Consider the following 22,974-nt stretch of genomic DNA (forward strand, 5'->3'; position numbering starts at 1 on the left):
ACGGCCGAGGACCCTGCATCATCCACGCGTGTCGCGGGGTTGGTGGATCGCGTCGTGCAGGGCGGCGCGCCAGTCCCGCAGCGGCGCGAGGCCCGCGGCCGTCCACGACGATCCGGACAATACGGAAAAGGCAGGTCGTGGTGCCGGACGCGGGAAGTCGGCGGTCGTGCAGGGCCGGACGCGCGACGGGTCCGCACCGATCTCGTCGAACACCGCGCGGGCGACCTGATACCAGGTGACGCCGCCGGCATTTGTGGCGTGCAACACGACTCCGCGCGTCGTGTCCCGGCCGTCGGCGGCGAGTTCCCACAGTGCATCGGCGAGGTCGGGCGCGTACGTCGGCGAGCCGGTCTGGTCGTCCACGACGGTCACCTCGTCGCGGTCCGCCTCGAGCCGCCGCATGGTGCCGACGAAGTCGGGACTCTCCGGGCCGCCCGTGTACACCCAGGCGGTGCGCACGATGGTCGCGCGGGGGTCGGCGCCGGAAACGGCGCGCTCGCCTGCCAGCTTCGACGCGCCGTACACGGTCTCCGGCTCGCCGGACACGTCGTCGGGTTCGTAGGGGACCGTCCGGCCTGGTCGATCCGATGTGGCCGCGGCGCCTGCGAACACGTAGTCGGTGGACACATGGACCAACCGGGCACCGACTGCCGCGGTGGCCCGGGCGAGGTGGCGCGGTCCGTCACGGTTGACGGCGACCGCACTGTCGACATCACTTTGCGCGCCATCGACATTCGTGTAGGCCGCACAGTTGATGACGACGTCGCGGGGGCCGAGGGCGGCAAGGGCGTCGGCGACCGAGGCCTGGTCGGTGATGTCGAGATCGGCCGACGTCAGTGCGCGTACCTGCGACGGCGCATGCGGACTGTTCTGCAGGGCTGTGCCGAGCTGGCCTGCGGCGCCGACGATGTAGGTGGTCGCGGTCATGGAACACATCTTGCCGCACGCCGTCGGTCGAGCGGACGACCGGTGATGTGAGTCTCGCCGACCCCCGGCGTTGCGGCACCGAATTCATTGTTCACTTCAGTAGCCTTGCGTCATCGCAGTAACAACAGACAACACACGCAACGTCACGCACTTGCGCAACAGATGAAAAGGATTGACCCGTCAGTGGAGTCTCGACCCGATGGTGCCCGGCGACGTCCCGGAGGTGGCGCACGTCCCGACGAGCCCACCGGCCCGCGCGCCCGACGTGCGCAGCCATCCGCCGGGCGCCCCGACGGTCAGACACGTCGCGACCCCGGTGACCGCGGCCAGGTCGGCCGCGATGGCGGCGACCGCCGGCAAGGGCGTCGCGACCCCGGCCGCGAACAGCCCCGGCGTGATCCCGCCGAACGGCGGCGACGTGCGCCGGAGTCCCGCGACCGCGAGCCCGGCGCGACCGGCAGGCGGCCCGAGGGTGCGCAGCGACGCACCCCACCGGGCCGTCGGCGGACCGAGGGTGGGGGCCCCGACGATCCGGCCGGCGACACCACTCGGCGTGCATCGGGCGAGATCCACACCCGCCGCGACGACCGCAACGGCGGCGCACCTCGTCGACGCCCGCGCCCTCGGTCCGCCGACGGCACCGCAGATCCCCGGGCGGCGGCCGCAGGCCCCCGACGAGCCGCGAACCCGAACGGTACGGGCCGACCACGCCAACGGCCCGGTCGCCCGAACACCGCACGTCCGAACGCCGAACGTCCGAACACCGCACGCCCGGACGGCGCGACCCGCCCGCAGGCGGCGACGCGACCCGCTCCCGCGACGCCGCGTTTCTCGTGGCGATCACGCTCGACGCGCCGTGGCGTCGGTCGAGGACTGGTCGCGCTGCTCTCCGCAGCGGTGCTGTTGTGCACCGGGTATGCCTGGAACAGCGTCACGGGCCTGAACTCGAAGATCACCCAGGCGGCAGGCCTCGGCCTCGGCGGCGCCGACGACGGTGCCGTCGACATCCTGCTCGTCGGTACCGATTCCCGCACCGACGCCAAGGGAAACCCGTTGTCGGCCAAGGAACTCAAATGGCTGCGCTCCGGCGAGGAGGTCGCGACCAACACCGACACGATCCTGCTCATCCGGATCCCGAACGACGGTTCGTCGGCGACCGCGATCTCCATCCCGCGCGACTCCTACGTCGATGTGCCGGGAATCGGGATGTCGAAGATCAACGCCGCGTACGGAACCACCAAGGAGGGCGTACGCCGCCGCGCCGTCGAGGCCGGCGACTCGGAGTCGAAGGCCGAACGCGAGGGCACGCAGGCCGGCCGAAAGGCGTTGGTGGACACCGTCGCCAACCTGACCGGCGTCAAGGTCGACCACTACACGGAGGTGGGGCTGCTCGGGTTCGTCCTGCTGACCGACGCGGTCGGCGGTGTCGACGTGTGCCTCAAGGCCCCGGTGCGAGAGCCCTTCTCGGGGGCTCGCTTCCCCGCAGGCAAGCAGACGCTCAACGGCCCCAAAGCCCTGAGCTTCGTGCGTCAGCGCCACAATCTACCCCGCGGCGACCTCGATCGGATCACCCGACAGCAGGTCTTCATGGCCTCACTCACCCAGAAGATGCTCTCCGCGCACATGCTGACCGACCCCGGCAAGATCTCCGAACTCGAAAAGGCGGTGTCGCGATCGGTCGTCATCGACGACAACTGGGATGTGCTGCACTTCGCCGAACAGCTGAAGGATCTCACCGGCGGCAAGGTGAAGTTCTCGACCATCCCGGTGGTCACCGAACAGGGGTGGAGCGACGACGGCCAGCAGAGCGTGGTGCAGGTCGATCCGAAGCAGGTGCACGCCTACACCGACAACCTGCTGAACGCGAAGAAATCCTCCGACGCCCAGCGCTCGGACTACACGGTCGACGTGGTCAACGCCGGTACCGTCGACGGACTCGCGTCCAATGTGGCCAACATCCTGACCAACAAGGGTTTCCAGGCGGGTAAGACCGCGAGCGGCGCAGCAGGCGATCGCAACTCGGTGGTGTACTCCCACAGCGCCGACGACGATGGCGCCAAACAGCTCGCCAAGGATCTCGGCGGCGTCGAGGTGCGTGCCGACCCATCGATGCCCGAGAACCGGATGCGCGCGGTGCTCACCAACACCTACGACGGGCCGGGGTCGATCGGTGACACCGGCCAGCAGGCCGACAACACCCCGGCGAGCGATCGGGTCGGCAACAAGCGGCCGCCCATCACCGCGGGCAGCGACGGGCCCGCCTGCGTGAACTGAGATGCTGGTCCGATGAGTCCCGCAACCATCACCTCCGCAGTGCTCGACGTCGTCGACGATTGGTCGCAGCCGCTGCTGACCCACTACGACCACGCATCCGGCGAACGTACCGAGTTGTCGGCCGCGACCCTGGGCAACTGGGCGGCCAAGTCGGCGAACTTCTTCGTCGACGAGTTGGGACTCGGGGCCGGCGACGAGATCCTCGTGGACCTTCCCGAGCACTGGCAGACCGCCGCGATCCTGTTGGGCGCCTGGTGGGCGGGCACTCGGGTACACCTGTCCGACGTCGACCACGGGTCGTTGCAGGCGGTCGTGACCTCCGCCGACCGGATCGATCACCACGGCGATGTGGACGAGGTTCTCGTCGCCTCGCTCGACCCATTCGCGATGGGTGTGCGCGACCTGCCCGCGGGGATCACGGATTTCGCGACCGCCGTGCGTGTGCACGGCGATCAGTACCGTCCCGGTCCGGCTCCCACCGGCCCGGTGCTCGATGATGCGACCACCGACGAGGTGGTCCGCGACGCGGCGGCGGCGGCCGGCGCCGGTATCTCGGCGGGTGCACGTGTCGTGACCACCCGTGGGTGGCACACGGCCGCCGACGTCACCGCCAACCTGCTCGCTCCCCTGATCGCCGGCGCCTCGCTGGTCACGGTCGCGCACGCCGACGACACGCGTCTCGATGCGCTCGCGGCGACCGAACGGGCCACCGTCGTGTTGCGCTGATCCATTTCGCCGGAGGTCACGATTCCCCGGAAAGCCGGACAGGTGGCCCGGCCCTCCTTACCGTTGGGCCATGCGGATAAAGGGGAGACTCGCCCTTTTGTTGGGCGCCACGGTAATGAGTGTCATCGTCGCAGCGGGGCCGACCTCGGTGCCGACCGCCACAGCATCACCGACGACGATGGTCAACGGGGTTCTGTCGACCGTCGGAGGGTGTCAGACCGCCATCCCGCAACTGATCCGGTGGTGCACCGATCAGGAGCGGTTGACGCCCGAGGTTCCGATGATGTTGCGGCTGAATCCGTTCGGGACACGCATCGTCGTCCTCGGTGCCGCACTCAACCGCGACGGTTCGATGAAGCCCGTCCTGGTGACACGCCTCCTCGCCGCATTGTCGCTGGCCCGCACGTTCCCGACCGCCGGCCTGATCACCACGGGCGGACTGCCGCGCGGCGGTCGCACCGAGGCCCAGGCCATGAGGACATGGCTGATCGCGCACGGTGTGGCGGGCAACCGGGTAGCCACCGAGAATCGTTCCCGCTCTACCGCCGAGAACGCCCGCAACACCGCTGCGATGCTCGCAGCCGGGAGGGCCACCGGAGCAGTCGTGGTGAGCAGTCCGGCCCACGTCAAGCGGGCGATGCTGAATTTCCGTTCGGCCGTACGAGGTTCGATCCCGGTGGCCGGCGTGATCAGCGGTTACACCAACGGCGCCGCACAGGGCACCGGTTCGGGAAGCGGGTATCTGGGCAGTTGACCCACCCCGACCGGCGCGGTACGGCATCCTCGTAGCCATGAAGATCCCTCGGACGGTCGCACACGTCAACAAAGTGATCACCAACCCCCTGCAACGGCAGTGGGCACCGCGGCTGGCGCCGTGGGCCATGATCGAACACGTCGGGCGTCGAACCGGGAAGAAGTACTCGATCCCGGTCCTCGCCTGGGTGGACGGCGATCGGCTCTCCATCGTCCTGACCTACGGACGGCACACCGACTGGGTGCGTAACGTCGAGGCCGCGGGAGAGTTCGGCCTGATCCGCAAGTCCAAGCACCACAAGGTGGTTCGCCCGCGTGTGATCCCGTCGGACTCACCGGACGTGGCGTCCGGTGCGCGACTGCCGGCCCGGCTCTTCGATTCCGTTCTCATCGGCACCATCGTCGACGACTGACCACAGGGGGACCTCTCATGGCCGACGATCCACTCGACGACTTCGACGCCCGCGACGTCACGGTCGGCGCTGCCACCCGTCGCGTCTACTCGAAAGGCACCGGGCCCGCGGTCATCGTCATCGCGGAGATGCCCGGGATCAGTCCCAAGGTCGCCGATTTCGCCCGCAAGGTCGCAGCCCGCGGCCTGACCGCCGTGATGCCGTCCCTGTTCGGAGTCGACGGCCGCGATCCGCGTCCGGAGAATCTGGGCAATCTCGGCTCGGGCCGGAACATGGTGGGCACCATCGTCAAAGCCTGCATCAGTCGTGAGTTCACCGTGCTCGCCACGGGCAAGACCTCCCCGGTCGCCGACTGGTTACGCGGACTCGCCGAACAGGAACACGAACGGTGTGGCGGACCAGGTGTCGGTGCGGTCGGCATGTGCTTCACCGGCGGATTCGCACTGGCCATGGCCACCGACGACCGGCTGCTGGCACCGGTGCTCTCGCAGCCCTCGCTGCCGTTCGGGATCATCCCCTCGCGCAACCGGTCCATCGACCTCAGCGACGCCGATCTCGCGCGCGTGAAATCGCGCTGCGCGGCCGGACTCCAGGTGATGGGGCTGCGTTTCGAAGGTGACCGCCTGTCCCCCGGCAACCGATTCGACTTCTTGCGTGAACAACTCGGTGACGCGTTCCTGGCGGTCGAACTCCCCGACTCTGCCGCCAATCCGGATTCGATGCTGCCGACGCCACATTCGGTGCTCACCGAGGATCTCGTCGACGAACCCGGACAGCCGACCTACGACACCCGCGAGCAGGTCCTGGACTTCTTCGAGGCCAAGCTCACCGGCGGAGGATCGCCGTGAGGTAACCGAACCGGCCGTCGATCATCCGGTTCGTCGGTCAGTCCTGCTCTCCGCCGAGCAGCTTGCGACGCAGGGCCTCGTCCTTCTCGAGCACCATGGTCTCCAGACCACGCTGGAAATCCTCCATGCGAGCACGCAATCGGGCATCGGAGGATGCCAGGATGCGCACGGCCAGCAGTCCTGCGTTACGCGCGCCACCGATGGAGACGGTCGCGACCGGCACCCCCGCGGGCATCTGGACGATCGACAACAGCGAATCGAGACCGTCGAGTGTGCGCAACTGGACCGGGACGCCGATCACCGGCAACGGCGTCGCCGAGGCGACCATGCCCGGCAGATGGGCCGCGCCGCCCGCTCCGGCGATGATGACCGAGATACCGCGCGCCGCGGCACCCGACGCGTAGTCGAGCATCGGCTGCGGTGTGCGGTGCGCCGACACGACACCCACCTCGAACGGGACCTCGAACTCGGCGAGCGCCTCGGCCGCGGCCTCCATCGTCGGCCAGTCCGAGTCGCTGCCCATGATCAGACCGACACGCGGACGCGTGATGTCGGGGTCGTCGGTGGCGGTGGTGTCTGTGGCGGTGGTGTCGGTCATGCGTGCGGATCCCATCCATCGGTCCATTCGGCGTGCGACATCCAATGAGCGGCACGTTCAGCACGCTCCCGGACGTCGGCGACCGAATCTTGTTCGGTGCCAACAATGTTGACGTGCCCGATCTTACGGTCGGGGCGTTCTCCCTTGCCGTACAGATGCACTTTGGCGTCCGGCATCCGCGCCATCAGGTGGTGCAGACGCTCGTCCATCGACATCGCGGGCGCATCCGCGGCCCCGAGGATGTTCGCCATCACGGTGATCGACGCCCGCGGGAGCGTGTCGCCGAGCGGATAGTCGAGGACCGCCCGCAGATGCTGCTCGAACTGCGAGGTGACCGCGCCGTCCATCGTCCAGTGGCCGCTGTTGTGCGGCCGCATCGCCAACTCGTTCACCAGGATCTCACCGTCGGTGGTCTCGAACAGCTCCATCGCCATCACGCCGACCACACCGAGCGCGTCGGCCAATCCCAACGCCATCTGCTGTGCGCGCCCGGCCGCCTCCTCGTCGAGACCCGGAGCCGGGGCGAGGACCACAGCGCACTGCCCGTGGCGCTGCACCGTCTCGACGACCGGCCACGCGGCCCCCTGGCCGAACGGTGACCGGGCGATCATCGCCGACAGCTCGCGTCGCATCGGCACCATCTGTTCGGCGATCAGGCCCGGGCCCGACCCGATGTGTTCGTCGAAGACGGCCAATGCTTCCTCGCGATGCTCGATCAGCCACACACCGCGGCCGTCGTACCCGCCGCGGATGGTCTTCAGCACGATCGACCAGTCGTGCCGCTCGCCGAACTCGACGAACCGGGCGCGAGCCGCGTCTCGGTCTCCGGTCAGGTCGGCGAAATCCGGGATCGGCAATCCCAGTTCGGACAAGCGCAACCGCATCGCGAGTTTGTCCTGCGCGAAATGCAGTGCAGCCGAGGGCGGCCGCACCGCGACGCCGTCGGCCTCCAGGGCCTGCAGGTGCGTCAGCGGCACACCCTCGTGGTCGAACGTCAACGCCACCGCACCGCGTGCCGCCTCGCGAAGAGCGTCGAGATCGTCATGCGAGCCGACCACCACGTCGGCACTCACCTGCGCCGCCGGATCGGTGTCGCTCACCGACAACACGCGCAGACACTGCCCCAGAGCGATCGCCGCCTGGTGCGTCATACGCGCCAACTGGCCGCCGCCGATCATGGTCACGGTTGGCATTCCGGTCTCCGACCGGGTCGGCATTCCGGTCTCCGACCGGGTCGGCATTCCGGTCTCCGACCGGGTCGGCATTCCGGTCTCCGACCGGGTCGGCATTCCGGTCTCCGACCGGGTCGGCATTCCGGTCTCCGACCGGGTCGGCATTCCGGTCTCCGACCGGGCCGGCATTCCGGTCTCCGACCGGGCCGGCATTCCGGTCTCCGACCGGGCCGGCATTCCGGTCTCCGACCGGGCCGGCATTCCGGTCTCCGACCGGGCCGGCATTCCGGTCTCCGACCGGGCCGGCATTCCGGTCTCCGACCGGGTCGAGGCGTCGGACGACGGGGACTCCTGTGCGCGGGAACTCACGCCGAACATGGTGTCACGGCGGCCGCGACATGCGCACACAACCGCCCAGGAAACCTACTCGCCGGTTCGGTTTCGTACACTCGGATCTTGTGCCATTCATCGACGAGCTGGTTGCCCGGCTACCGGAGCCCGTTCACCGCCTCGTCGTACGCCACCAGGAACTGATCAAGTTCGCTCTCGTCGGCGGCACCACGTTCGTCTTCGACCTGGTGATCTTCTATGCCCTGACGTTCAGCGTCCTCGAGGCGAAACCCGTCGTCGCCCGTGTGATCTCGGGCACACTCGCCACCATCTTGAGCTACATCCTCAACCGGGAGTGGGCGTTCAAGAACCGCGGCGGCCGCGAGAAACACCACGAGGCCCTCATCTTCTTCGTGATCAGCGGCGTCGGTGTGGTGTTGGCCGCAGCACCCCTCTGGCTCGCCAACAACGTCTTCGACATGCGTGCCAACCTGGGCAGGCTGGAGTTGGCGGTGGTCGACTTCATCCTCGGTTTCATCATCGGCAACCTGCTGCAGATGGCATTCCGCTTCTGGGCACTGCGCAAGTTCGCGTTCCCGGTCGCCGAACTCCACGCCGGGGAAGCCGGATCCACCGACCTGCACCCAACCGCCGAGGAACTCAACGATGAGGAACTCGGTCACGCCTGACGGACTCGTCGTCGACCGGGCCGTCCCCGACGTCACCGTCCCCGCCATCGTCATCGCTGCCGCCATGTGCCGAGGGCACCACGATCGAGAACACCGGCGGTCGACGTGACGTGAGGTCCAGACGACCTCCGTCGGCCTCGATGAGCGCACGCGCCAACGACAGACCGACGCCGTTGCCACGCCCGGCGGAGAAGCCCCGCCGGAAGATCAGACCGACCAGGGCGTCGTCGACACCGCCACCTTCGTCGGACACCGAGATGCGCAGCATGTCACCCGACGGCAGATCGTCCACGGCGATGCGACAGGCGCCGCCGCCGTGCTGCAGGGCGTTGTCCACGAGCACGCTCAACGCCTCACGCAGGCGGCCAGGTCGCGCACTCGACGACGTCGCCTGCCCGTCGAAGGTGGCCGAGATGGTCCGGTCGGCCGCGGCGAACCCCGCACGGAAGTCACCGATCAGGGTGCGGACCATGTCCTCGACGTCGATGGTGGCGTTGGGGGCGGTCGGGTCGCTGCGAGACGCGGCGACCATCTCGTCGAGTTCCCGCGACAACCGCTCCACCTGTTCCAGCGCAGCCTCGGCCTCCGCGACAACGGCGGGATCGTCGTGCATCGAGAGCTCGTCGAGCCGCAGCTGGATGGCCGTGAGCCTGCTGCGCAACTGATGCGAGACGTCACCGACGATCTCGCCCTCACGCTCGAGCCGCAGCGCGATCTCCGCATTCGCGTCACCGAGTGCGCGCGACACCCGATCGAGTTCGCTGATGCCGTACGACTTCCACTCCGAGCGGAAGTCGCCACGCGCCATCGCCGCCGCGCGGGTCGCGAGGTCGATCAGCGGGTCGGCGACCCGTCCGGCGGTCACCGCCGCGACGATGGTGCCCGCCGCGATCGACCCGGCCACCACCAGCGCGACGATGCCCAGGGCCGCGAGCTGGTCGTCGCGCACCTGATCCATCGGGATCTCCAACACCAACGACCCGGCCTTGCCCAGGTCGAAGGACTCCTTCATCGTGGCCCCGACGATCGGATCGCCGACGACGGTCACCGCGTCGTTGTCCTCGGCGACCGGGTAACGCACGATCAGACGCCCGTCCTCGGGCAGTAGGAGCGTGAACGCGTCGGTGTCGAGCGCACCCGACTCGACCCGGCCCGCTGCCCCCTCGTCGCGGATCAGCTGGTCGGAGATGAGCCGCAGTCGACTGTCGAGGCTCTGGCGCGCATTGTCGGCCACCCACCACCAGGCGATCACCGACAACGGGATACCGAGGAGCAGACCGACCGCGACGATCATCGCGATCATCGTGTTCAGGATTCGACGACGCACCGCGACCTCTCCCCCGGTGATCTCTCGCCGGGTGTCCGCCCACTGATCACGGGTCGAAACGGAATCCGACACCCCGGACCGTCACGATGTGGCGGGGCCGGTCGTACTGGTCGTCGCCGATCTTGCGACGCAACCACGAGATGTGCATGTCCAGCGTCTTGGACGACCGCAGATCCGCCGAACCCCACACCTCGGTGAGGATCTCGTCGCGGCTGACCACCTGCCCCGACCGCTCCATCAGGAACCGCAGCAGGTCGAACTCGCGGTTTGCCAGCACCAGGTCCTGCCCGTTCACCAGAACGCGCCGACCTCGGGTGTCGAGCTGGATGTCACCGCCGTCGAGAACCTCGTCGGTGCTCTGTTGGCGTCGCAGCAGGGCACGCACCCGTGCCAACAGTTCGGCCAACCGGAACGGCTTGCCCACGTAATCGTCGGCGCCGGCGTCGAGGCCGACGACGAAGTCCACCTCGTCGGTGCGCGCGGTGAGCATCAGGACCGCGAGTTGCGGACGCTCCACACGCACCCGACGACACACCTCGAGACCGTCGATCTGAGGCAGCCCGAGGTCGAGGATGAGCAGCTCGTAGCGGCTGTCGAGGGCCTGGTCGAGGGCCTCGGCGCCGTCGGCGACCACCTGACAGCCGTAACCCTCCCGGATGAGGGCCCGGGCCAGCGGTTCGGCGATCGCGGCATCGTCTTCGGCCAGCAACACGTCGGTCATCGACCGATCCCCTCGTCCCGGCTACGTGCCGGATCACCGGCGTAGCCGTCCTCGTCGTCGAAGTCACGGTCCTGGGTGTCCAGGACCTCGTGATAGAGCAGCGCGTGCACCCGTTCGACCTGCGGGATGTCGTCGAACGACAGCGGATCGTCGGAGGCGGACTCGATGATGAGCGTGCCGGTGCGCAGCAACCGGTCGATCGGGCCGTGCCGGAACTCGACGGTGTTGATCCGTCGGATCGGGATGTCGATCCCCGACCGGGTGAGGACACCGTTGCGGAAGATCACGCGGCGATCGGTCAGCACGAAATGTGTGGTCTTCCAGGAGATCAACGGCCGCAGGAAGAACCAGCCGAGGCCGGCCAGCCACAACACGCCGACGATGATCAGCAGCACCATCGTCGGGGTCGACCCGAGATCGGACCCGCTGATGATGCCGGCGAGCACCCCGGCGATCGCGGTGATCACCAGAAACAGCAGGAACGGGCCGAGCAGGCATTTCCAGTGGGGATGCCGGTGCAGCACGATCTCCTCACCGGGGGCGAGGTTCTCGCGTGGATAGGACATGGCAGCCAGCTTAATGGTCGCGATTCAGAGCGCCGACCACTTGGCGCGGGGCGAGGATCCCGTCGCTGCGCATGGGTACACTCACGCAAAAGGCGACGAGGTCAGGAAGGCACATGAGCTATCAGGATCCCCGCGATCCGCGTGATCCCGGGACCAGACGCTACGAGTCGGGATATCCGGAATCGCAGGCATACAGCCAGGCCGGCTACCACGCCCAGCAACCGATGGAGCCGCAGCGGCGCGAGCGACCCCGACTGGGGCCGGATATCAACCCGACGATGTTCATCGGCGGTGTGGTGATGACCGGTGTGGTGACCGGACTCGCCGCCTGGTTGGCCGCATGGATCATCCGGGCCATCGTCGAACGGGTCAACGAGGCCGGTCGATTCGGTGTCTGGAATCCCCTTGCGCGCGACGAGTTCTGGTTTGCCGTCGTCGGGTTTCTGTGTGCGCTCGCGGCGGGTGCACTGTGGTACGTGCTGCAGCTGGTGACGCCATCGCCCGATCAGTTCTTCCGCTGGATCGTGGGTCTGCTCATCGCAGCCGCCGTGATCATCCCGCTGGTGTTGTCGGCGGAGATCTCCGTCGGGATCGCGACAGCGATTCTGCACCTCATCATCGGGGTACCGATCCTGATCCTCGTCCCGACCATGGGGCACAAGAGCATCAACCGCAGCTGAGGGCCCGGTCGGCGAGGTCGATGACCTCGCCGACCGGGCACTGCTCTGTCGGGCGGTCAGTCGATACGCCGCAGGTGCGTGACGTCACCGGCCGCCGCGACCACTTCACGTCCCTGCGCGTCGACGACGATCCGGCCCGCGGAGTCCACGCCGGTGGCGGTACCGATGACCTCGTCGTCGCCGGGGAGCACCAGACGCACCCGTCGACCCATGGTGTCGCTGCGCTGTCGATAGGCCTCGGCGAGGCTCATCACGTCGTCCGGCCACATGACGAGCAGGTCGGACAACTCGCGCAGAAACGCCGCCGCGACGTCGGTGGACGCGACATCGCGGCCGGTGCTGATCGACAGCGACGTCGCCGTGGGGACCGGCAGTTGATCGGCACTCATGGCCGTGTTGATCCCGATGCCGATCACCGCGACGCCACCGGACACCCCGGGCGTGTACTCCGACAGGATGCCTGCGACCTTGCGGTCCTCGAGCAATACGTCGTTCGGCCACTTGAGGGTGGGACGCAGACCGGTCACCTCTTCGATGGCCTTGGTCGCCGCGAGCCCGGCGATCAACGACAGCCATCCCAGGTGCTCGGTGCGCTCGCCCACGGCGACAGCCGCGGACATGGCCAGCTGACTGCCCGCGGGCGCCGACCACACCCGTGCGTGTCGACCGCGCCCGGCGGTCTGGTCGGTGGTGATGCGCACGGTTCCCGCGATGTCGTCGGTACCCGCTCGGGCGACCAGATCGGCATTGGTCGATCCGGTCGCGTCCACCACCTCCACCGTGTGCCAACGAGTGCCGGCCAATCGGCGGATGAGTTCAGTGCGATCCACGGTCATGAGATCCGACGGTACTGCGCGTGTACCGCTGCCGACCACGCCGGACGCCGCAAACCCGCAGGCCGACCGATCGCTCGGGAACCTGAGGCATATCTCACGTTGATCCGGTTGACGTGGCTCACACTCGGGTCGTTAGCATCGATGACCATGACGACAGCTTCGCGCGAGGACGGCGCTCCCGACATCCACACCACGGCGGGCAAACTCGCCGATCTGCGCAACCGTCTCGACGAGACCAAGCACCCGGTCGGTGAGGCCGCGGTCGAGAAGACCCACGAGAAGGGCAAGCTCACCGCGCGCGAGCGCATCACCCACCTGCTCGACGAGGGCTCGTTCGTCGAACTCGACGCGCTCGCCCGTCACCGCAGCACCAACTTCGGACTCGCCGAGCGTCGCCCGCTCGGCGACGGCGTGGTGACCGGCTACGGCACCATCGACGGCCGAGAGGTGTGCGTGTTCAGCCAGGACTCGACCGTCTTCGGTGGCAGCCTCGGCGAGGTCTACGGCGAGAAGATCGTCAAGGTGATGGACCTCGCGGTCAAGACCGGACGTCCGCTGATCGGCATCAACGACGGTGCCGGTGCGCGTATCCAAGAGGGCGTCGTCTCGCTCGGCCTCTATGGCGAGATCTTCCACCGCAACGTGCGTGCCTCGGGCGTGATCCCGCAGATCTCGCTCATCATGGGCGCCGCGGCAGGCGGACACGTCTACTCCCCCGCGCTCACCGACTTCGTGGTCATGGTCGACCAGACCAGCCAGATGTTCATCACCGGACCGGACGTCATCAAGACCGTCACCGGTGAAGAGGTCACCATGGAGGAGCTCGGCGGTGCGCACACGCACATGAGCAAGTCGGGCACCGCGCACTACGTCGCCGCCGACGAAGAGGACGCGCTCGAGTACGTCAAGGAACTGCTCGGCTACCTGCCGTCGAACAACCGCGCCGACGCACCGCGCCTGCCGGTCGCCCAGCCGGCCGCCGGGTCGATCGAGGAGACCCTCACCGACGAGGACCTCGAGCTCGACACCCTGATCCCGGATTCGCCCAACCAGCCCTACGACATGCACGAGGTGATCCGTCGCGTCCTCGACGACGACGAGTTCCTCGAGGTCCAGGCCGAGTACGCGACCAACATCGTGGTCGGGTTCGGCCGGGTCGACGGCCGCAGCGTGGGTATCGTCGCCAACCAGCCGACCCAGTTCGCCGGCTGCCTGGACATCAATGCATCGGAGAAGGCCGCACGCTTCGTGCGGACCTGCGACGCGTTCAACATCCCGATCATCACCCTGGTCGACGTGCCCGGCTTCCTGCCCGGCACCGACCAGGAATACAACGGCATCATCCGTCGTGGCGCCAAGCTGCTCTACGCGTACGGCGAGGCCACCGTCGGCAAGATCACCATCATCACCCGCAAGGCCTACGGCGGCGCGTACGACGTGATGGGGTCCAAGCACATGGGTGCCGACGTCAACCTGGCCTGGCCGACCGCCCAGATCGCCGTCATGGGCGCCTCGGGCGCGGTCGGATTCGTCTACCGCAGCCGGCTCAAGGAAGCCGCCGCCAACGGCGACGACGTGGACGCACTGCGGCTGGAACTGCAGCAGGAGTACGAGGACACCCTCGTCAACCCGTACGTCGCCGCCGAGCGCGGATACGTCGACGCGGTCATCCCGCCGAGCCACACCCGCGGTCAGATCGCGACCGCCCTGCGTCTCCTCGAGCGCAAGATGGTGTCGCTGCCGCCGAAGAAGCATGGGAACATCCCCCTGTGAGCGAAGCGAAAGATACGGTCGCTGTGAGCGAAGCGAAAGATGCGGTCGCTGTGAGCGAAGCACAGACAACGGGTGCTGCCCCGTTCCTGCGCGTGGTGCGCGGTGCCCCCACCGACGAAGAGGTCGCCGCCCTGGTGGCCGTGGTGGCCGCTGCCGCCGCGGACGGATCCGGCGGTGCACCCACCGACACCGAACCACGCAACGAGTGGGGTCGTCCGGAGGATCGACTGCGCCCGGTGTGGGGTGGACCGTCGAGCTTCACCAACCTGGGGTGGTGACCACCACCTCGGTGGTACTCGGGTCGGCATCGCCCGCCCGACTGCGGGTCCTGCGTGATGCGGGACTCGACCCGCGTGTGATCGTGTCCGCCGTCGACGAGGATGCTCTGCTGAGTTCCCTCGCGACGGCGGCACCGCACGAGATCGTGGTCCGGCTGGCGGCGGCCAAGGCGGATGCCGTGGTGGCCACCGTCGTGGCCGAGACGCGCGCCGACGATGCCGAGGTCGTGATCCTCACCTGCGACTCGATGCTGCTCTTCGACGGTGCGCTCACCGGCAAACCGCACACCGCCGACGTCGCCCGCGAACAATGGCGGCGGATGCGCGGCCGGACGGCGGAGTTGCTGACCGGTCATCAGGTGACCCGTCTGCGCGGTGACGCGGTGGTCGGTAGTGCCCACTCCGCGGTCGCCACGCTGATCCGGTTCGCCGACATCGACGACGCGACCATCGACGCCTACGTCGCCACCGGCGAACCCCTCTCGGTGGCGGGGGCCTTCACCCTCGACGGTCTCGGCGGCTGGTTCATCGACGGGATCGACGGCGATCCGTCGTCGGTGATCGGGATCGGACTGCCCACCGTGCGGCGGCTGCTCGGCGAGGTCGATGTCGACATCACCACCCTCTGGACGAGAACCTGACCGAGCGTCCGATAGGCAAAGAACTGGCACAGCGGTGCCAATCACCAAGCGCGCGTTGAAGTTTGACACTTGACCAAGTCGTGACAATTCTCACTTTGGGGCGACTTATCTCGTTTGAGTCACTATTTTCGGATGCAAGTTTCATGATCCGCCGGCATCAGGACCGCCGGACCGACGACACCCGAAGGACACCGATGCCGATGCTGTCTGCCCGTTACGTGCTCTCGGTGACGGCGGTGATCGGGATGGTGCTGGGGGCCGTGGCAGCGGTCGCGACGCCGGTCGCATCGGCCGCGCCCTCGTCGTCGCACATCGAACGCGTCGTCAAGGAAGGCCCCACCCAGTACGCCGCGTACGTGCACTCGGCATCGATGCGCAAGACGATCAAGGTGCAGGTCCTCACACCGAAGGCACAGTCCGGTCCCCGGCCCACGCTCTACATGCTCAGCGGGCTCGGCGAACAGGACCCGCAGAACAGCATCTGGCTACTCAAGACCGACGCCGTACGGTTCTTCGCCGACAAGAACGTCAACGTCGCCCTCCCGATCGCCGGCAACGGCAGCATGTACACCGACTGGCAGCGCGACGACCCCAAGCTCGGGCGCTACAAGTGGGAGACCTTCCTGACCAAGGAGCTGCCCCCACTGATCAACGCCCGGTTCGACGGCAACGGCCGTCAGGGCATCGCCGGACTGTCGATGGGCGCGGGTTCGAGCCTCGCACTGGCCGCTCGCAACCCGGGCTTCTACCGTGCGGTCGCCGCCTACAGCGGCTGCTACACCACCACCGGGCCTGCCGGGCAGGCTTATCCGCGCGGCATCATCAGCGCCTTCGGCGGCAACGCCGACAACATGTGGGGACCGCCCACCGACCCGCAGTGGGCGGCGCACGACGTGCTGCTGCGCTCGGGTGGACTGCGCGGCAGCGCGATCTACGTCTCCACCGGCACCGGCCGATCGGGCGCCTACGACGCCCCCGGATTCCCGGGCAACTCCAACCCGACCGATCGCCAGATCGTCGGCGGGGCGATCGAGGCCGGTTCTCTCTGGTGCACCCAGAGTCTGCAGAGCAAGTTGTCCAGCCAGGGAATTCCCGCAAAGTTCACCTATGTGAACCCGGGCACGCATTCTTGGCCGTATTGGGTCGATCAGCTCCACACGAGCTGGCCTTTCATCGGTGCCGCGCTCAACCGCGCCGGCTGACCGATTGCGCCACTGAAGGTTTCGAATTCGCTCGAACTGCATACAGCATCCTTCGGCGGTAGCCTCGGCCGCGGAAGACCATCCGACACAGATTCTCGGGGCGACAGTGCTTCTGATGGAGGAGGTTTCGTGGAATACACCGAGTTAGCCGATTACCCGCTGCCCGGCGGTGACCTCACCGCCTGGGTACCGGAGGCACCGACCGCACGCTGGTCGGACGATCCGCGACGCCTGTCGTACATGCATCTCGAGCACGCCCATCGTGCCTCCGCCGAGGGCGACGCCTGGTACAGCCAGTGGATCGGTACCGCATTCCTCATCGAACGCCCGCTGGATCGCGCCGCGATGGATGCCACCATGCGTCGCTGGTACGAACGGCACGAGGCCTTCCGGACGTCGGTCCGCTTCGACGACGCCGGCGAGTTGCACCGGATCACACTGCCCGCCGACGCGGTGAGCATCGCCGAGCGCCCCATGGGCACCGGGTTGTCGAGCACCGAGGTGTTCGAGCAGATGAACGAGTACTTCAACACCACGGTGAGCCCGTTGCGCTGGCCGCACTGCACCGCCGTCACCGTCGAGCTCGCCGATCGCGACGACGCGTTCCTGGTGGTCTTCGGCGCCGACCACACGGTGATGGACGCCTACACGCAGGTGTTCGCCATCAAGGAACTGACCGCGCTCTACGAATCCGCGGCCACCGACACCCCCGACGGGTTGGCCGATTTCGGGAGTTACGTCGACTTCTCCGACGCCGAACGGGAACTGGGCGACCAGATCCGCGAGACCGACGAGGCGGTCGCCGGCTGGAGCCGCTTCTTCTCCTCCGCCCGAGCAGATTCCACACAGCCGACGCCGATGCCTGCGTTCCCGGCCTTCGCCTCCGACGCGAGTCGCGAACGCCCGACGATCACCGCGTCACGTGAGCCCGACACAGGATTCCAGGCGACGCTGTCATCGTGGCTGCTCGATGCCGAGCAGACCGCGGCGTTCCACGCGCTGTGCAAGGATGCCGGCGCGAACATGCAGGCAGGCATCTACACCGCGCTGTCCATGACGGCCTCGTCGCTGACCGGCTCCGGCGAACTGCGTTTCCTCAATCCCATCCACACGCGCAGCGAACTCAAGTGGGGTGAGGCCGCGGGTTGGTTCGTCGGGATCATCCCGGTGCATCTGCGTCCGCAGGGCGCCACCACCTTCCGCGAGGCCATCACCCGCGTCGGGTCGAGTGCGGGCGATTACAAACACGTCGGCGCGGCGCCGTTCGCCCCGATCGCCGATCTGATCGGTGGCGACACCACGCCCCCAGGTCTGGTGGTCTCCTACATCGACCTACGCCACGGCGAGGGCGCCGAACTCTGGGATGCGCGAGCAGCCCGTGTCCTGCGCAGCTCCACCCGCAACGCCGACGAGGTCTACTTCTGGATCAACCGGGTCCCGGCGGGCACCAACATCTCCTCGCGCTTCCCCACCGGCGCGCAGGCCGACTCGGTGCACCGGTTCATCTCGACCTTCCACCGCATCCTCACCACCGTCATCGCCGAGGGTGATCTCGCATACGAGCTCCCGGTGGTCGGCTCGACGAGTTCGACCTAGGACGTGATGGCGCACCTTCCGAACATCCGATCCGCCCCGGTGGGTGGCACCCTCGTCGAGTGGCGCCTCGCCGATCCCGACGCCGCGCTGGCCGCGGCCGTGCCCGCGGGCACACCGACGGGTCTGCAGCTCGACCATCTCGCCGGGTCGGTCGCGCAACGCGCGAGCGGCTCCCCGCACACCGGCACGACCGGCACGATCACGGTGTTCGACGAGCCACTCGACCATGCCGCGATGGCGTCGGCCCTGACCACGTTCGTCCGGCGACACGACGAACTGCGGTCGCTGTACACGCTCACCGAGAGCGGGCCGCAGCGGTTGGTCGCGCCTCCCGAGACCATCGAGTTCGTCGCCGTGGACACCGATGTCGAGCTCCCCTCCGACGAGGTGTTGGCGCACATCGTCGGCCGTATCGAGACCGAAGCGGTCTTCGACCGGATGCCCGGCCTCGTCTACGGCGCGGTCGACGGTTGCGCACGGTTCACGTTCTACATCGGGTCGGATCACTCGCACAGCGACGGTTTCTCCCAGATGGTCGGCCTGCAGGAGCTCGCCGAGCTCTATCGGGCCTACCGCGACGGGCGGACACCCGAGCCGGTGGTGCCCGGGCAGTTCACCGACTACATCGCCACCGAGCAGGCTGCCGCAGCGGCCGTGGATCCCGACGACCCGAGGATCGCCACCTGGCGCGAAGCACTGTCGGTGACCAACGGACGTATCCCCCGCTTCCCGTTCGATCTCGGCTTGGTCGACGACGAACCGGCCCCGGCGGTCCCGGTCACGCACACGCTGGCGACCGCAGACGAACTCGAGGCGGGTGACCGACGCCGCGGCGACGGCCAGTCGTTCGCCGGACTCGTCTACGCGGCACTGGCCGCGGCCGAGAACGAATTGTTGGGCAGCGACGCATTTTTCACGTCGACGGTGTTGTCCACACGAACGGCCGAGCACACCGCCACGCAAGGCTGGCTGTGCAACTTCACCCCGGTCACGTTCCCCATCGCGGCCGGGTCGTCGTTCGACGATCTGATCCGGACCGCCACCACCGCGGTGCGCCGGGCGCATGAGCTCAGCGCGGTGCCCGTCCACGCGGCGCTCGCGATCCTGGCGGCGCAGGGCGCCTTCGTGCCGGAGGCGACATCGCCGCAGATGGTCTCCTACCTGGACTTCCGTCGCGTCCCGGTGGCCAGTGACCCCGTGGTCGCGGAGTCAACCATCTTCCCGGCGGTCGGTCGCACCCGCAACGCGAACATGTGGTTCACCCGCTTCGATCTCGGCCTCGGGCTCACCGCACTGGTTCCCGACAACGCGACCGCGCTGGCGAACTTCGACACCTACCGCGACTCGGTGGGTCGATGGCTGAGGTCCTACTGCGCCGGAGACGACCTCGTCGTCGGCGCGGCGCCTGCGGTCGAGGCGACCTCGTGAAGCTGTGCGGCGTCGACACCGTCGCCATCGCGCCCGGCGCCCTGGTGCGATGGGATCTGTCGTCGGATGCGACGCCGACAGCGGTGGCGGTGCCGCCGTCGGAGAACGAGAAATTCCATCTGGACGGGTTGCGTCGGCACGGCGCGGCCGGCTGGCTCGCCCTGACGGTGGAGTTCGGCGAGCGGGTGCCGCTCGAGGACCTGACCCGAGCGGTGCGCACGCTGCTCGAGCGACATGAGGTACTCCGGTGTCACTTCGACATCGACGGCGACGATTTCCGCCGCCACGTCACACCTGCGGCGACGGTCACCGTCGAACCTCGCACCTGTGACACCGAGACCAGCCCGATCTCCGACCACCTGATCGACGAGATCGCGGCGAACTGTTCGCCTTTCACCCCTTTCGGGCACGTGATCGCGGCCGTCGATCGCCCCTCGTCGACGACACTGATCTGCGCGTTCGATCACTGCTTCGTGGATGCGTATTCGTTGGCCGTGATCGCCTCGGACCTCGTCGACGACATCGCGCGCGTGCCGGTCCCCGCGCCTGCGAGCTTCCTGGCGATCCGCGCACTCGAGGAGAACGCCGCCCCCGTCGGTACCGACGACCCGCGTCTGACGCGGTGGGGAGAGTTCCTCGCCGCGGGCGACTGGACGGTACCCGAGTTCCCCCTCGACCTCGGTCTCGCACCGGGCGAGAAGGCCGAGGTCCGCACCGAGGTGCGTGACCTGCTCGACGCGGAGGCGACCGACTCCTTCGAGAGCGCGGTGCGGGCGAAGGGCGCCCGCACCTATCCCGCATTGTTGACCGCGGTGGCCGACGCCGTGCGTCAGGCGGGCGGGCCCGCCGAGCTGGCCACCATCCTCCCGATCCACACCCGCGGTCGTCCGGTCGACCGGCGTGCGGTCGGCTGGCTGGTCGGCAACGCGCCGATCCGCCTGCTCGCCCGTGGCGACGGCGCCTGCGCATTGCGCACCAACACGACACGACTCGGCGACGCACTGCCGCTGGCGGAGATCGGGCTGACGCCGGTGTACACCGCGTACGCCGACCTGCTCCGGCAGAACCGCAACGACGTGTTCATGATGTCCTACGTCGACTACCGGCGCCTGCACCTCCCGGCCTCGGTCACCACCCGACAGATCTCCAGCTCCCGCGACACCGATACCGCCCAGTTCTGGTTCTGGCGCGATACCGACGGGATCCAGCTGCGCGCGCGACACCCCGACACCACCACCGCTCGGCAGACGATGGACGACCTGCTCGACGCGGTCACCGACCAGGTCGACGACATGCGGACGCAGCCACGACGCCACCGGGCGGGCTGATCAGCGGGCGCGTGAGTTCCCTCACCCCGACAACGGGGCAGGTGGCCGTCGTCGCGCCGTCCCCGCATCCTTGACGTCGACACCGAATACGGGAGGGACGTTTCATGACCAGACTGCCGGAGATCGCGGTCGAGGCCGTCGGGTTGCACAAACGCTTCGGCGCGGTGACCGCCGTCGACGACGTGTCGCTGACGGTGCCGACCGGGTCGGTGTGCGGCGTCCTCGGTCCCAATGGTGCCGGCAAGACCACGACCGTCCGCATGCTCGCGACACTGCTGCGCCCCGACGGTGGTTCGGCTCGCGTCTTCGGCCGCGACGTCGTCACCGACGCGACCGCGGTGCGTTCGCTGATCTCGCTGACCGGCCAGTACGCGTCGATCGACGAAGACCTCACCGCGACGGAGAACCTGCAGTTGTTCGCCCGGCTGCGTGGCTTCCGCGGTCCCCGTGCGCGCACTCGGGCGAGCGAACTGATCGAGGAGTTCGGGTTGACGGATGCGGCCGACCGCCCCGTATCCGGGTTCTCCGGAGGTATGCGACGACGCATCGATCTGGCGGTCTCGATGATCACCCGACCGGCCCTGCTGTTCCTCGACGAACCCACCACCGGCCTCGATCCGGCGACCCGAGCGCAGGTGTGGGCTGCGGTACGCGAGCTCGTCGGTGCAGGCAGCACGGTCGTGCTCACCACCCAGTACCTCGACGAGGCCGATCAACTCGCCGACTCGCTCGTGGTCATCGACCACGGGCGCGTGGTTGCCGATGGCCCGGCCGATGCGCTCAAGGACCGCGTGGGTTCCCGAACTCTGCAGATCACGCTGGAACGGCCCGAACAGTTCGGTCAGGCCCTGACGATCATGCAGACCTTGCTCGGTGATGCCGTGACGCCGACTCCCGAAGCCGGACGGATCACCGCGGGCATCAGTGATCCGTCCGTGGTGGCCCGTGTGGTCACCGCATTCGACGACGCCGCGATACCCCTCGCCGAACTGACCGTGCAGCGCCCGAGCCTCGACGAGGCGTTCTTCGCCATCACCGGAAACGAGGTCCCCGCATGACCGTCGGAGTCGCCGTTCCCGAATGGACCGGCACTGTCATCGAACGGGTCACCTTCGGGCAGGCACTGCGCGACACCGCGGCGCTCGCCGGACGCGGGCTGACCCGATTCCGGCACAACCCGCATCAGCTCGTCGACGTCATCGTGGTGCCGATCGTGTTCACGATCATGTTCGCCAACATCTTCGGCGGCGCGGTGTCCGGCAGCGTCACCGACTACCTGCCGCAGCTGGTGCCCGGCGTGGCGGTCTCCGTCGCGGTCACCACCTCGGTGATCACCGGCGTCCAGCTGCGCGAGGACATGGACACCGGTGTGTTCGACCGTTTCATATCGCTGCCCATCGCACGCGTCGCCCCACTCGCCGGACTGCTCATCGCCGACACCTTCCGCTACCTGATCGCCACGGTGGTGTCGCTCACCGTCGGTGTCGCACTCGGTTATCGTCCCGACAGCGTGATCGGCGCGCTCGCCGCCACGCTGCTCACCGTCTTCGCCGCCTTCTCGATCAGCTGGATCTTCGCGCTGATGGGTGTGCTCATGTCCAAAGCATCGGCAGTACAGGGTATTTCGATGCTCATCCTGATGCCGTTGACCTTCACCTCCAACGCATACGTACCGACCGAGACGATGCCCGGATGGATGCAACGCGTGGCCGACGTCAACCCGGTGTCGCACCTCGTCTCGGCCTACCGGGATCTCGCCGACGGCCTCACGGTGAGTGCCGATCTCGGCTGGACGCTCCTCGGCACGGTCGCCATCATCGCGATCATCGCCCCGATCACCGTGCGCACCTACCTGCGGCGCGTCTGAC

Annotated in this window: 23 protein-coding genes and 1 pseudogene; 16 read left to right on the plus strand and 8 right to left on the minus strand. The window is 68.1% G+C overall.

Annotation, left to right across the window (positions count from 1 at the left end):
* Positions 1–18: 18 nt before the first annotated feature.
* Positions 19–927 carry a dTDP-4-dehydrorhamnose reductase gene (gene rfbD, locus AAFP35_RS07075; RefSeq protein ID WP_419220856.1) on the minus strand — a complete coding sequence of 303 codons (909 nt, stop codon included), beginning with the start codon at positions 925–927 and terminating at the stop codon, positions 19–21.
* A gap of 180 nt (positions 928–1,107) precedes the next feature.
* The gene (locus AAFP35_RS07080; RefSeq protein WP_419221172.1) at positions 1,108–1,500 is read right to left on the minus strand and encodes a hypothetical protein; all 393 of its coding nucleotides are present in this window, start codon (positions 1,498–1,500) and stop codon (positions 1,108–1,110) included.
* Between AAFP35_RS07080 and AAFP35_RS07085 the strand changes: the two genes are divergently transcribed.
* The 5 genes from AAFP35_RS07085 (at position 1,495) to AAFP35_RS07105 (ending at position 5,941) form a co-directional block, all read left to right on the plus strand.
* Positions 1,495–3,201: an LCP family protein gene (locus AAFP35_RS07085; RefSeq protein ID WP_419221151.1), complete on the plus strand. Its 1,707-nt coding sequence runs from the start codon at positions 1,495–1,497 to the stop codon at positions 3,199–3,201. The genes AAFP35_RS07080 and AAFP35_RS07085 overlap by 6 nt on opposite strands.
* Before the next feature lie 12 nt (positions 3,202–3,213).
* A complete protein-coding gene (locus tag AAFP35_RS07090) occupies positions 3,214–3,927 on the plus strand; it encodes a TIGR03089 family protein (RefSeq protein WP_419220857.1) in 714 nt (237 codons plus the stop codon).
* Positions 3,928–4,042: 115 nt separating this feature from the next.
* Positions 4,043–4,681, plus strand: coding sequence for a YdcF family protein (locus AAFP35_RS07095; RefSeq protein WP_419220858.1), 639 nt, complete (start codon positions 4,043–4,045; stop codon positions 4,679–4,681).
* A 37-nt stretch (positions 4,682–4,718) separates the two neighbouring features.
* On the plus strand, positions 4,719–5,093 hold the full coding sequence (locus tag AAFP35_RS07100; protein WP_419220859.1) for a nitroreductase family deazaflavin-dependent oxidoreductase: 375 nt from the start codon (positions 4,719–4,721) through the stop codon (positions 5,091–5,093).
* Between the two features lie 17 nt (positions 5,094–5,110).
* Complete coding sequence (locus AAFP35_RS07105; protein WP_419220860.1) at positions 5,111–5,941, plus strand: dienelactone hydrolase family protein; 831 nt, start codon at positions 5,111–5,113, stop codon at positions 5,939–5,941.
* A 37-nt stretch (positions 5,942–5,978) separates the two neighbouring features.
* Here the strand turns inward: AAFP35_RS07105 and purE are convergent, their stop codons facing one another.
* Both purE and AAFP35_RS07115 read right to left on the minus strand, forming a co-directional pair.
* Entirely contained in the window at positions 5,979–6,539 is a 561-nt protein-coding gene (purE, locus tag AAFP35_RS07110; protein ID WP_419220861.1) for a 5-(carboxyamino)imidazole ribonucleotide mutase, read from the minus strand.
* Positions 6,536–7,780, minus strand: a complete 1,245-nt coding sequence (locus AAFP35_RS07115; RefSeq protein WP_419221152.1) for a 5-(carboxyamino)imidazole ribonucleotide synthase — start codon at positions 7,778–7,780, stop codon at positions 6,536–6,538. Before AAFP35_RS07115 ends, purE begins: the two co-directional genes overlap by 4 nt.
* A gap of 389 nt (positions 7,781–8,169) precedes the next feature.
* Between AAFP35_RS07115 and AAFP35_RS07120 the strand changes: the two genes are divergently transcribed.
* On the plus strand, positions 8,170–8,730 hold the full coding sequence (locus AAFP35_RS07120; protein ID WP_419220862.1) for a GtrA family protein: 561 nt from the start codon (positions 8,170–8,172) through the stop codon (positions 8,728–8,730).
* Here the strand turns inward: AAFP35_RS07120 and AAFP35_RS07125 are convergent.
* From AAFP35_RS07125 to AAFP35_RS07135, 3 genes are read right to left on the minus strand one after another with little or no spacing between them, the layout of a single operon-like run.
* Complete coding sequence (locus AAFP35_RS07125; protein ID WP_419221153.1) at positions 8,702–10,057, minus strand: sensor histidine kinase; 1,356 nt, start codon at positions 10,055–10,057, stop codon at positions 8,702–8,704. The genes AAFP35_RS07120 and AAFP35_RS07125 overlap by 29 nt on opposite strands.
* 46 nt (positions 10,058–10,103) lie before the next feature.
* Complete coding sequence (locus tag AAFP35_RS07130) at positions 10,104–10,778, minus strand: response regulator transcription factor (protein ID WP_419220863.1); 675 nt, start codon at positions 10,776–10,778, stop codon at positions 10,104–10,106.
* Entirely contained in the window at positions 10,775–11,344 is a 570-nt protein-coding gene (locus AAFP35_RS07135; protein ID WP_419220864.1) for a PH domain-containing protein, read from the minus strand. The genes AAFP35_RS07130 and AAFP35_RS07135 overlap by 4 nt, the downstream gene beginning before the upstream one ends.
* Before the next feature lie 113 nt (positions 11,345–11,457).
* On the opposite strand from AAFP35_RS07135, the gene AAFP35_RS07140 reads away from it, so the two are divergent.
* Entirely contained in the window at positions 11,458–12,024 is a 567-nt protein-coding gene (locus AAFP35_RS07140; protein ID WP_419220865.1) for a hypothetical protein, read from the plus strand.
* 56 nt (positions 12,025–12,080) lie between these two features.
* Here AAFP35_RS07140 and AAFP35_RS07145 read toward each other — a convergent pair whose 3' ends face one another.
* On the minus strand, positions 12,081–12,860 hold the full coding sequence (locus AAFP35_RS07145) for a biotin--[acetyl-CoA-carboxylase] ligase (RefSeq protein ID WP_419220866.1): 780 nt from the start codon (positions 12,858–12,860) through the stop codon (positions 12,081–12,083).
* A gap of 147 nt (positions 12,861–13,007) precedes the next feature.
* Here AAFP35_RS07145 and AAFP35_RS07150 point away from each other — a divergent pair, with 147 nt between their 5' ends.
* From AAFP35_RS07150 to AAFP35_RS07190, 9 genes and pseudogenes are all read left to right on the plus strand, one after another.
* Positions 13,008–14,633, plus strand: coding sequence for an acyl-CoA carboxylase subunit beta (locus AAFP35_RS07150; protein ID WP_419220867.1), 1,626 nt, complete (start codon positions 13,008–13,010; stop codon positions 14,631–14,633).
* A gap of 23 nt (positions 14,634–14,656) precedes the next feature.
* Positions 14,657–14,911: an acyl-CoA carboxylase subunit epsilon gene (locus AAFP35_RS07155; protein WP_419220868.1), complete on the plus strand. Its 255-nt coding sequence runs from the start codon at positions 14,657–14,659 to the stop codon at positions 14,909–14,911.
* Positions 14,905–15,552, plus strand: coding sequence for a Maf family protein (locus AAFP35_RS07160; RefSeq protein ID WP_419220869.1), 648 nt, complete (start codon positions 14,905–14,907; stop codon positions 15,550–15,552). The genes AAFP35_RS07155 and AAFP35_RS07160 overlap by 7 nt, the downstream gene beginning before the upstream one ends.
* Before the next feature lie 194 nt (positions 15,553–15,746).
* Positions 15,747–16,754: an alpha/beta hydrolase gene (locus tag AAFP35_RS07165; protein ID WP_419220870.1), complete on the plus strand. Its 1,008-nt coding sequence runs from the start codon at positions 15,747–15,749 to the stop codon at positions 16,752–16,754.
* A 129-nt stretch (positions 16,755–16,883) separates the two neighbouring features.
* Positions 16,884–18,350: a condensation domain-containing protein gene (locus tag AAFP35_RS07170; RefSeq protein WP_419220871.1), complete on the plus strand. Its 1,467-nt coding sequence runs from the start codon at positions 16,884–16,886 to the stop codon at positions 18,348–18,350.
* A 6-nt stretch (positions 18,351–18,356) separates the two neighbouring features.
* On the plus strand, positions 18,357–19,778 hold the full coding sequence (locus AAFP35_RS07175; protein ID WP_419220872.1) for a condensation domain-containing protein: 1,422 nt from the start codon (positions 18,357–18,359) through the stop codon (positions 19,776–19,778).
* Positions 19,775–21,106 carry a condensation protein gene (locus AAFP35_RS07180; protein WP_419220873.1) on the plus strand — a complete coding sequence of 444 codons (1,332 nt, stop codon included), beginning with the start codon at positions 19,775–19,777 and terminating at the stop codon, positions 21,104–21,106. Before AAFP35_RS07175 ends, AAFP35_RS07180 begins: the two co-directional genes overlap by 4 nt.
* 170 nt (positions 21,107–21,276) lie before the next feature.
* Positions 21,277–22,164 (plus strand): annotated as a pseudogene (locus tag AAFP35_RS07185) (ATP-binding cassette domain-containing protein); the annotation flags it as partial.
* On the plus strand, positions 22,161–22,973 hold the full coding sequence (locus AAFP35_RS07190) for an ABC transporter permease (protein WP_419220874.1): 813 nt from the start codon (positions 22,161–22,163) through the stop codon (positions 22,971–22,973). The pseudogene AAFP35_RS07185 and the gene AAFP35_RS07190, both read left to right, overlap by 4 nt.
* Position 22,974: the final 1 nt, after the last annotated feature.

The organism is Gordonia sp. CPCC 206044 (assembly GCF_048537895.1).
Classification (GTDB): Bacteria; Actinomycetota; Actinomycetes; order Mycobacteriales; family Mycobacteriaceae; genus Gordonia.

What these genes read in the sequence shown, in the direction of transcription:
- rfbD (WP_419220856.1), bottom strand. Translation starts at nt 927, where the DNA reads ATGACCGCGACCACCTACATCGTCGGCGCCGCAGGCCAGCTCGGCACA.
- AAFP35_RS07090 (WP_419220857.1), top strand. Translation starts at nt 3,214, where the DNA reads ATGAGTCCCGCAACCATCACCTCCGCAGTGCTCGACGTCGTCGACGAT.
- AAFP35_RS07095 (WP_419220858.1), top strand. Translation starts at nt 4,043, where the DNA reads ATGAGTGTCATCGTCGCAGCGGGGCCGACCTCGGTGCCGACCGCCACA.
- AAFP35_RS07100 (WP_419220859.1), top strand. Translation starts at nt 4,719, where the DNA reads ATGAAGATCCCTCGGACGGTCGCACACGTCAACAAAGTGATCACCAAC.
- AAFP35_RS07105 (WP_419220860.1), top strand. Translation starts at nt 5,111, where the DNA reads ATGGCCGACGATCCACTCGACGACTTCGACGCCCGCGACGTCACGGTC.
- purE (WP_419220861.1), bottom strand. Translation starts at nt 6,539, where the DNA reads ATGACCGACACCACCGCCACAGACACCACCGCCACCGACGACCCCGAC.
- AAFP35_RS07115 (WP_419221152.1), bottom strand. Translation starts at nt 7,780, where the DNA reads ATGCCGACCCGGTCGGAGACCGGAATGCCGACCCGGTCGGAGACCGGA.
- AAFP35_RS07130 (WP_419220863.1), bottom strand. Translation starts at nt 10,778, where the DNA reads ATGACCGACGTGTTGCTGGCCGAAGACGATGCCGCGATCGCCGAACCG.
- AAFP35_RS07135 (WP_419220864.1), bottom strand. Translation starts at nt 11,344, where the DNA reads ATGTCCTATCCACGCGAGAACCTCGCCCCCGGTGAGGAGATCGTGCTG.
- AAFP35_RS07140 (WP_419220865.1), top strand. Translation starts at nt 11,458, where the DNA reads ATGAGCTATCAGGATCCCCGCGATCCGCGTGATCCCGGGACCAGACGC.
- AAFP35_RS07145 (WP_419220866.1), bottom strand. Translation starts at nt 12,860, where the DNA reads ATGACCGTGGATCGCACTGAACTCATCCGCCGATTGGCCGGCACTCGT.
- AAFP35_RS07150 (WP_419220867.1), top strand. Translation starts at nt 13,008, where the DNA reads ATGACGACAGCTTCGCGCGAGGACGGCGCTCCCGACATCCACACCACG.
- AAFP35_RS07165 (WP_419220870.1), top strand. Translation starts at nt 15,747, where the DNA reads ATGCCGATGCTGTCTGCCCGTTACGTGCTCTCGGTGACGGCGGTGATC.
- AAFP35_RS07175 (WP_419220872.1), top strand. Translation starts at nt 18,357, where the DNA reads ATGGCGCACCTTCCGAACATCCGATCCGCCCCGGTGGGTGGCACCCTC.
- AAFP35_RS07190 (WP_419220874.1), top strand. Translation starts at nt 22,161, where the DNA reads ATGACCGTCGGAGTCGCCGTTCCCGAATGGACCGGCACTGTCATCGAA.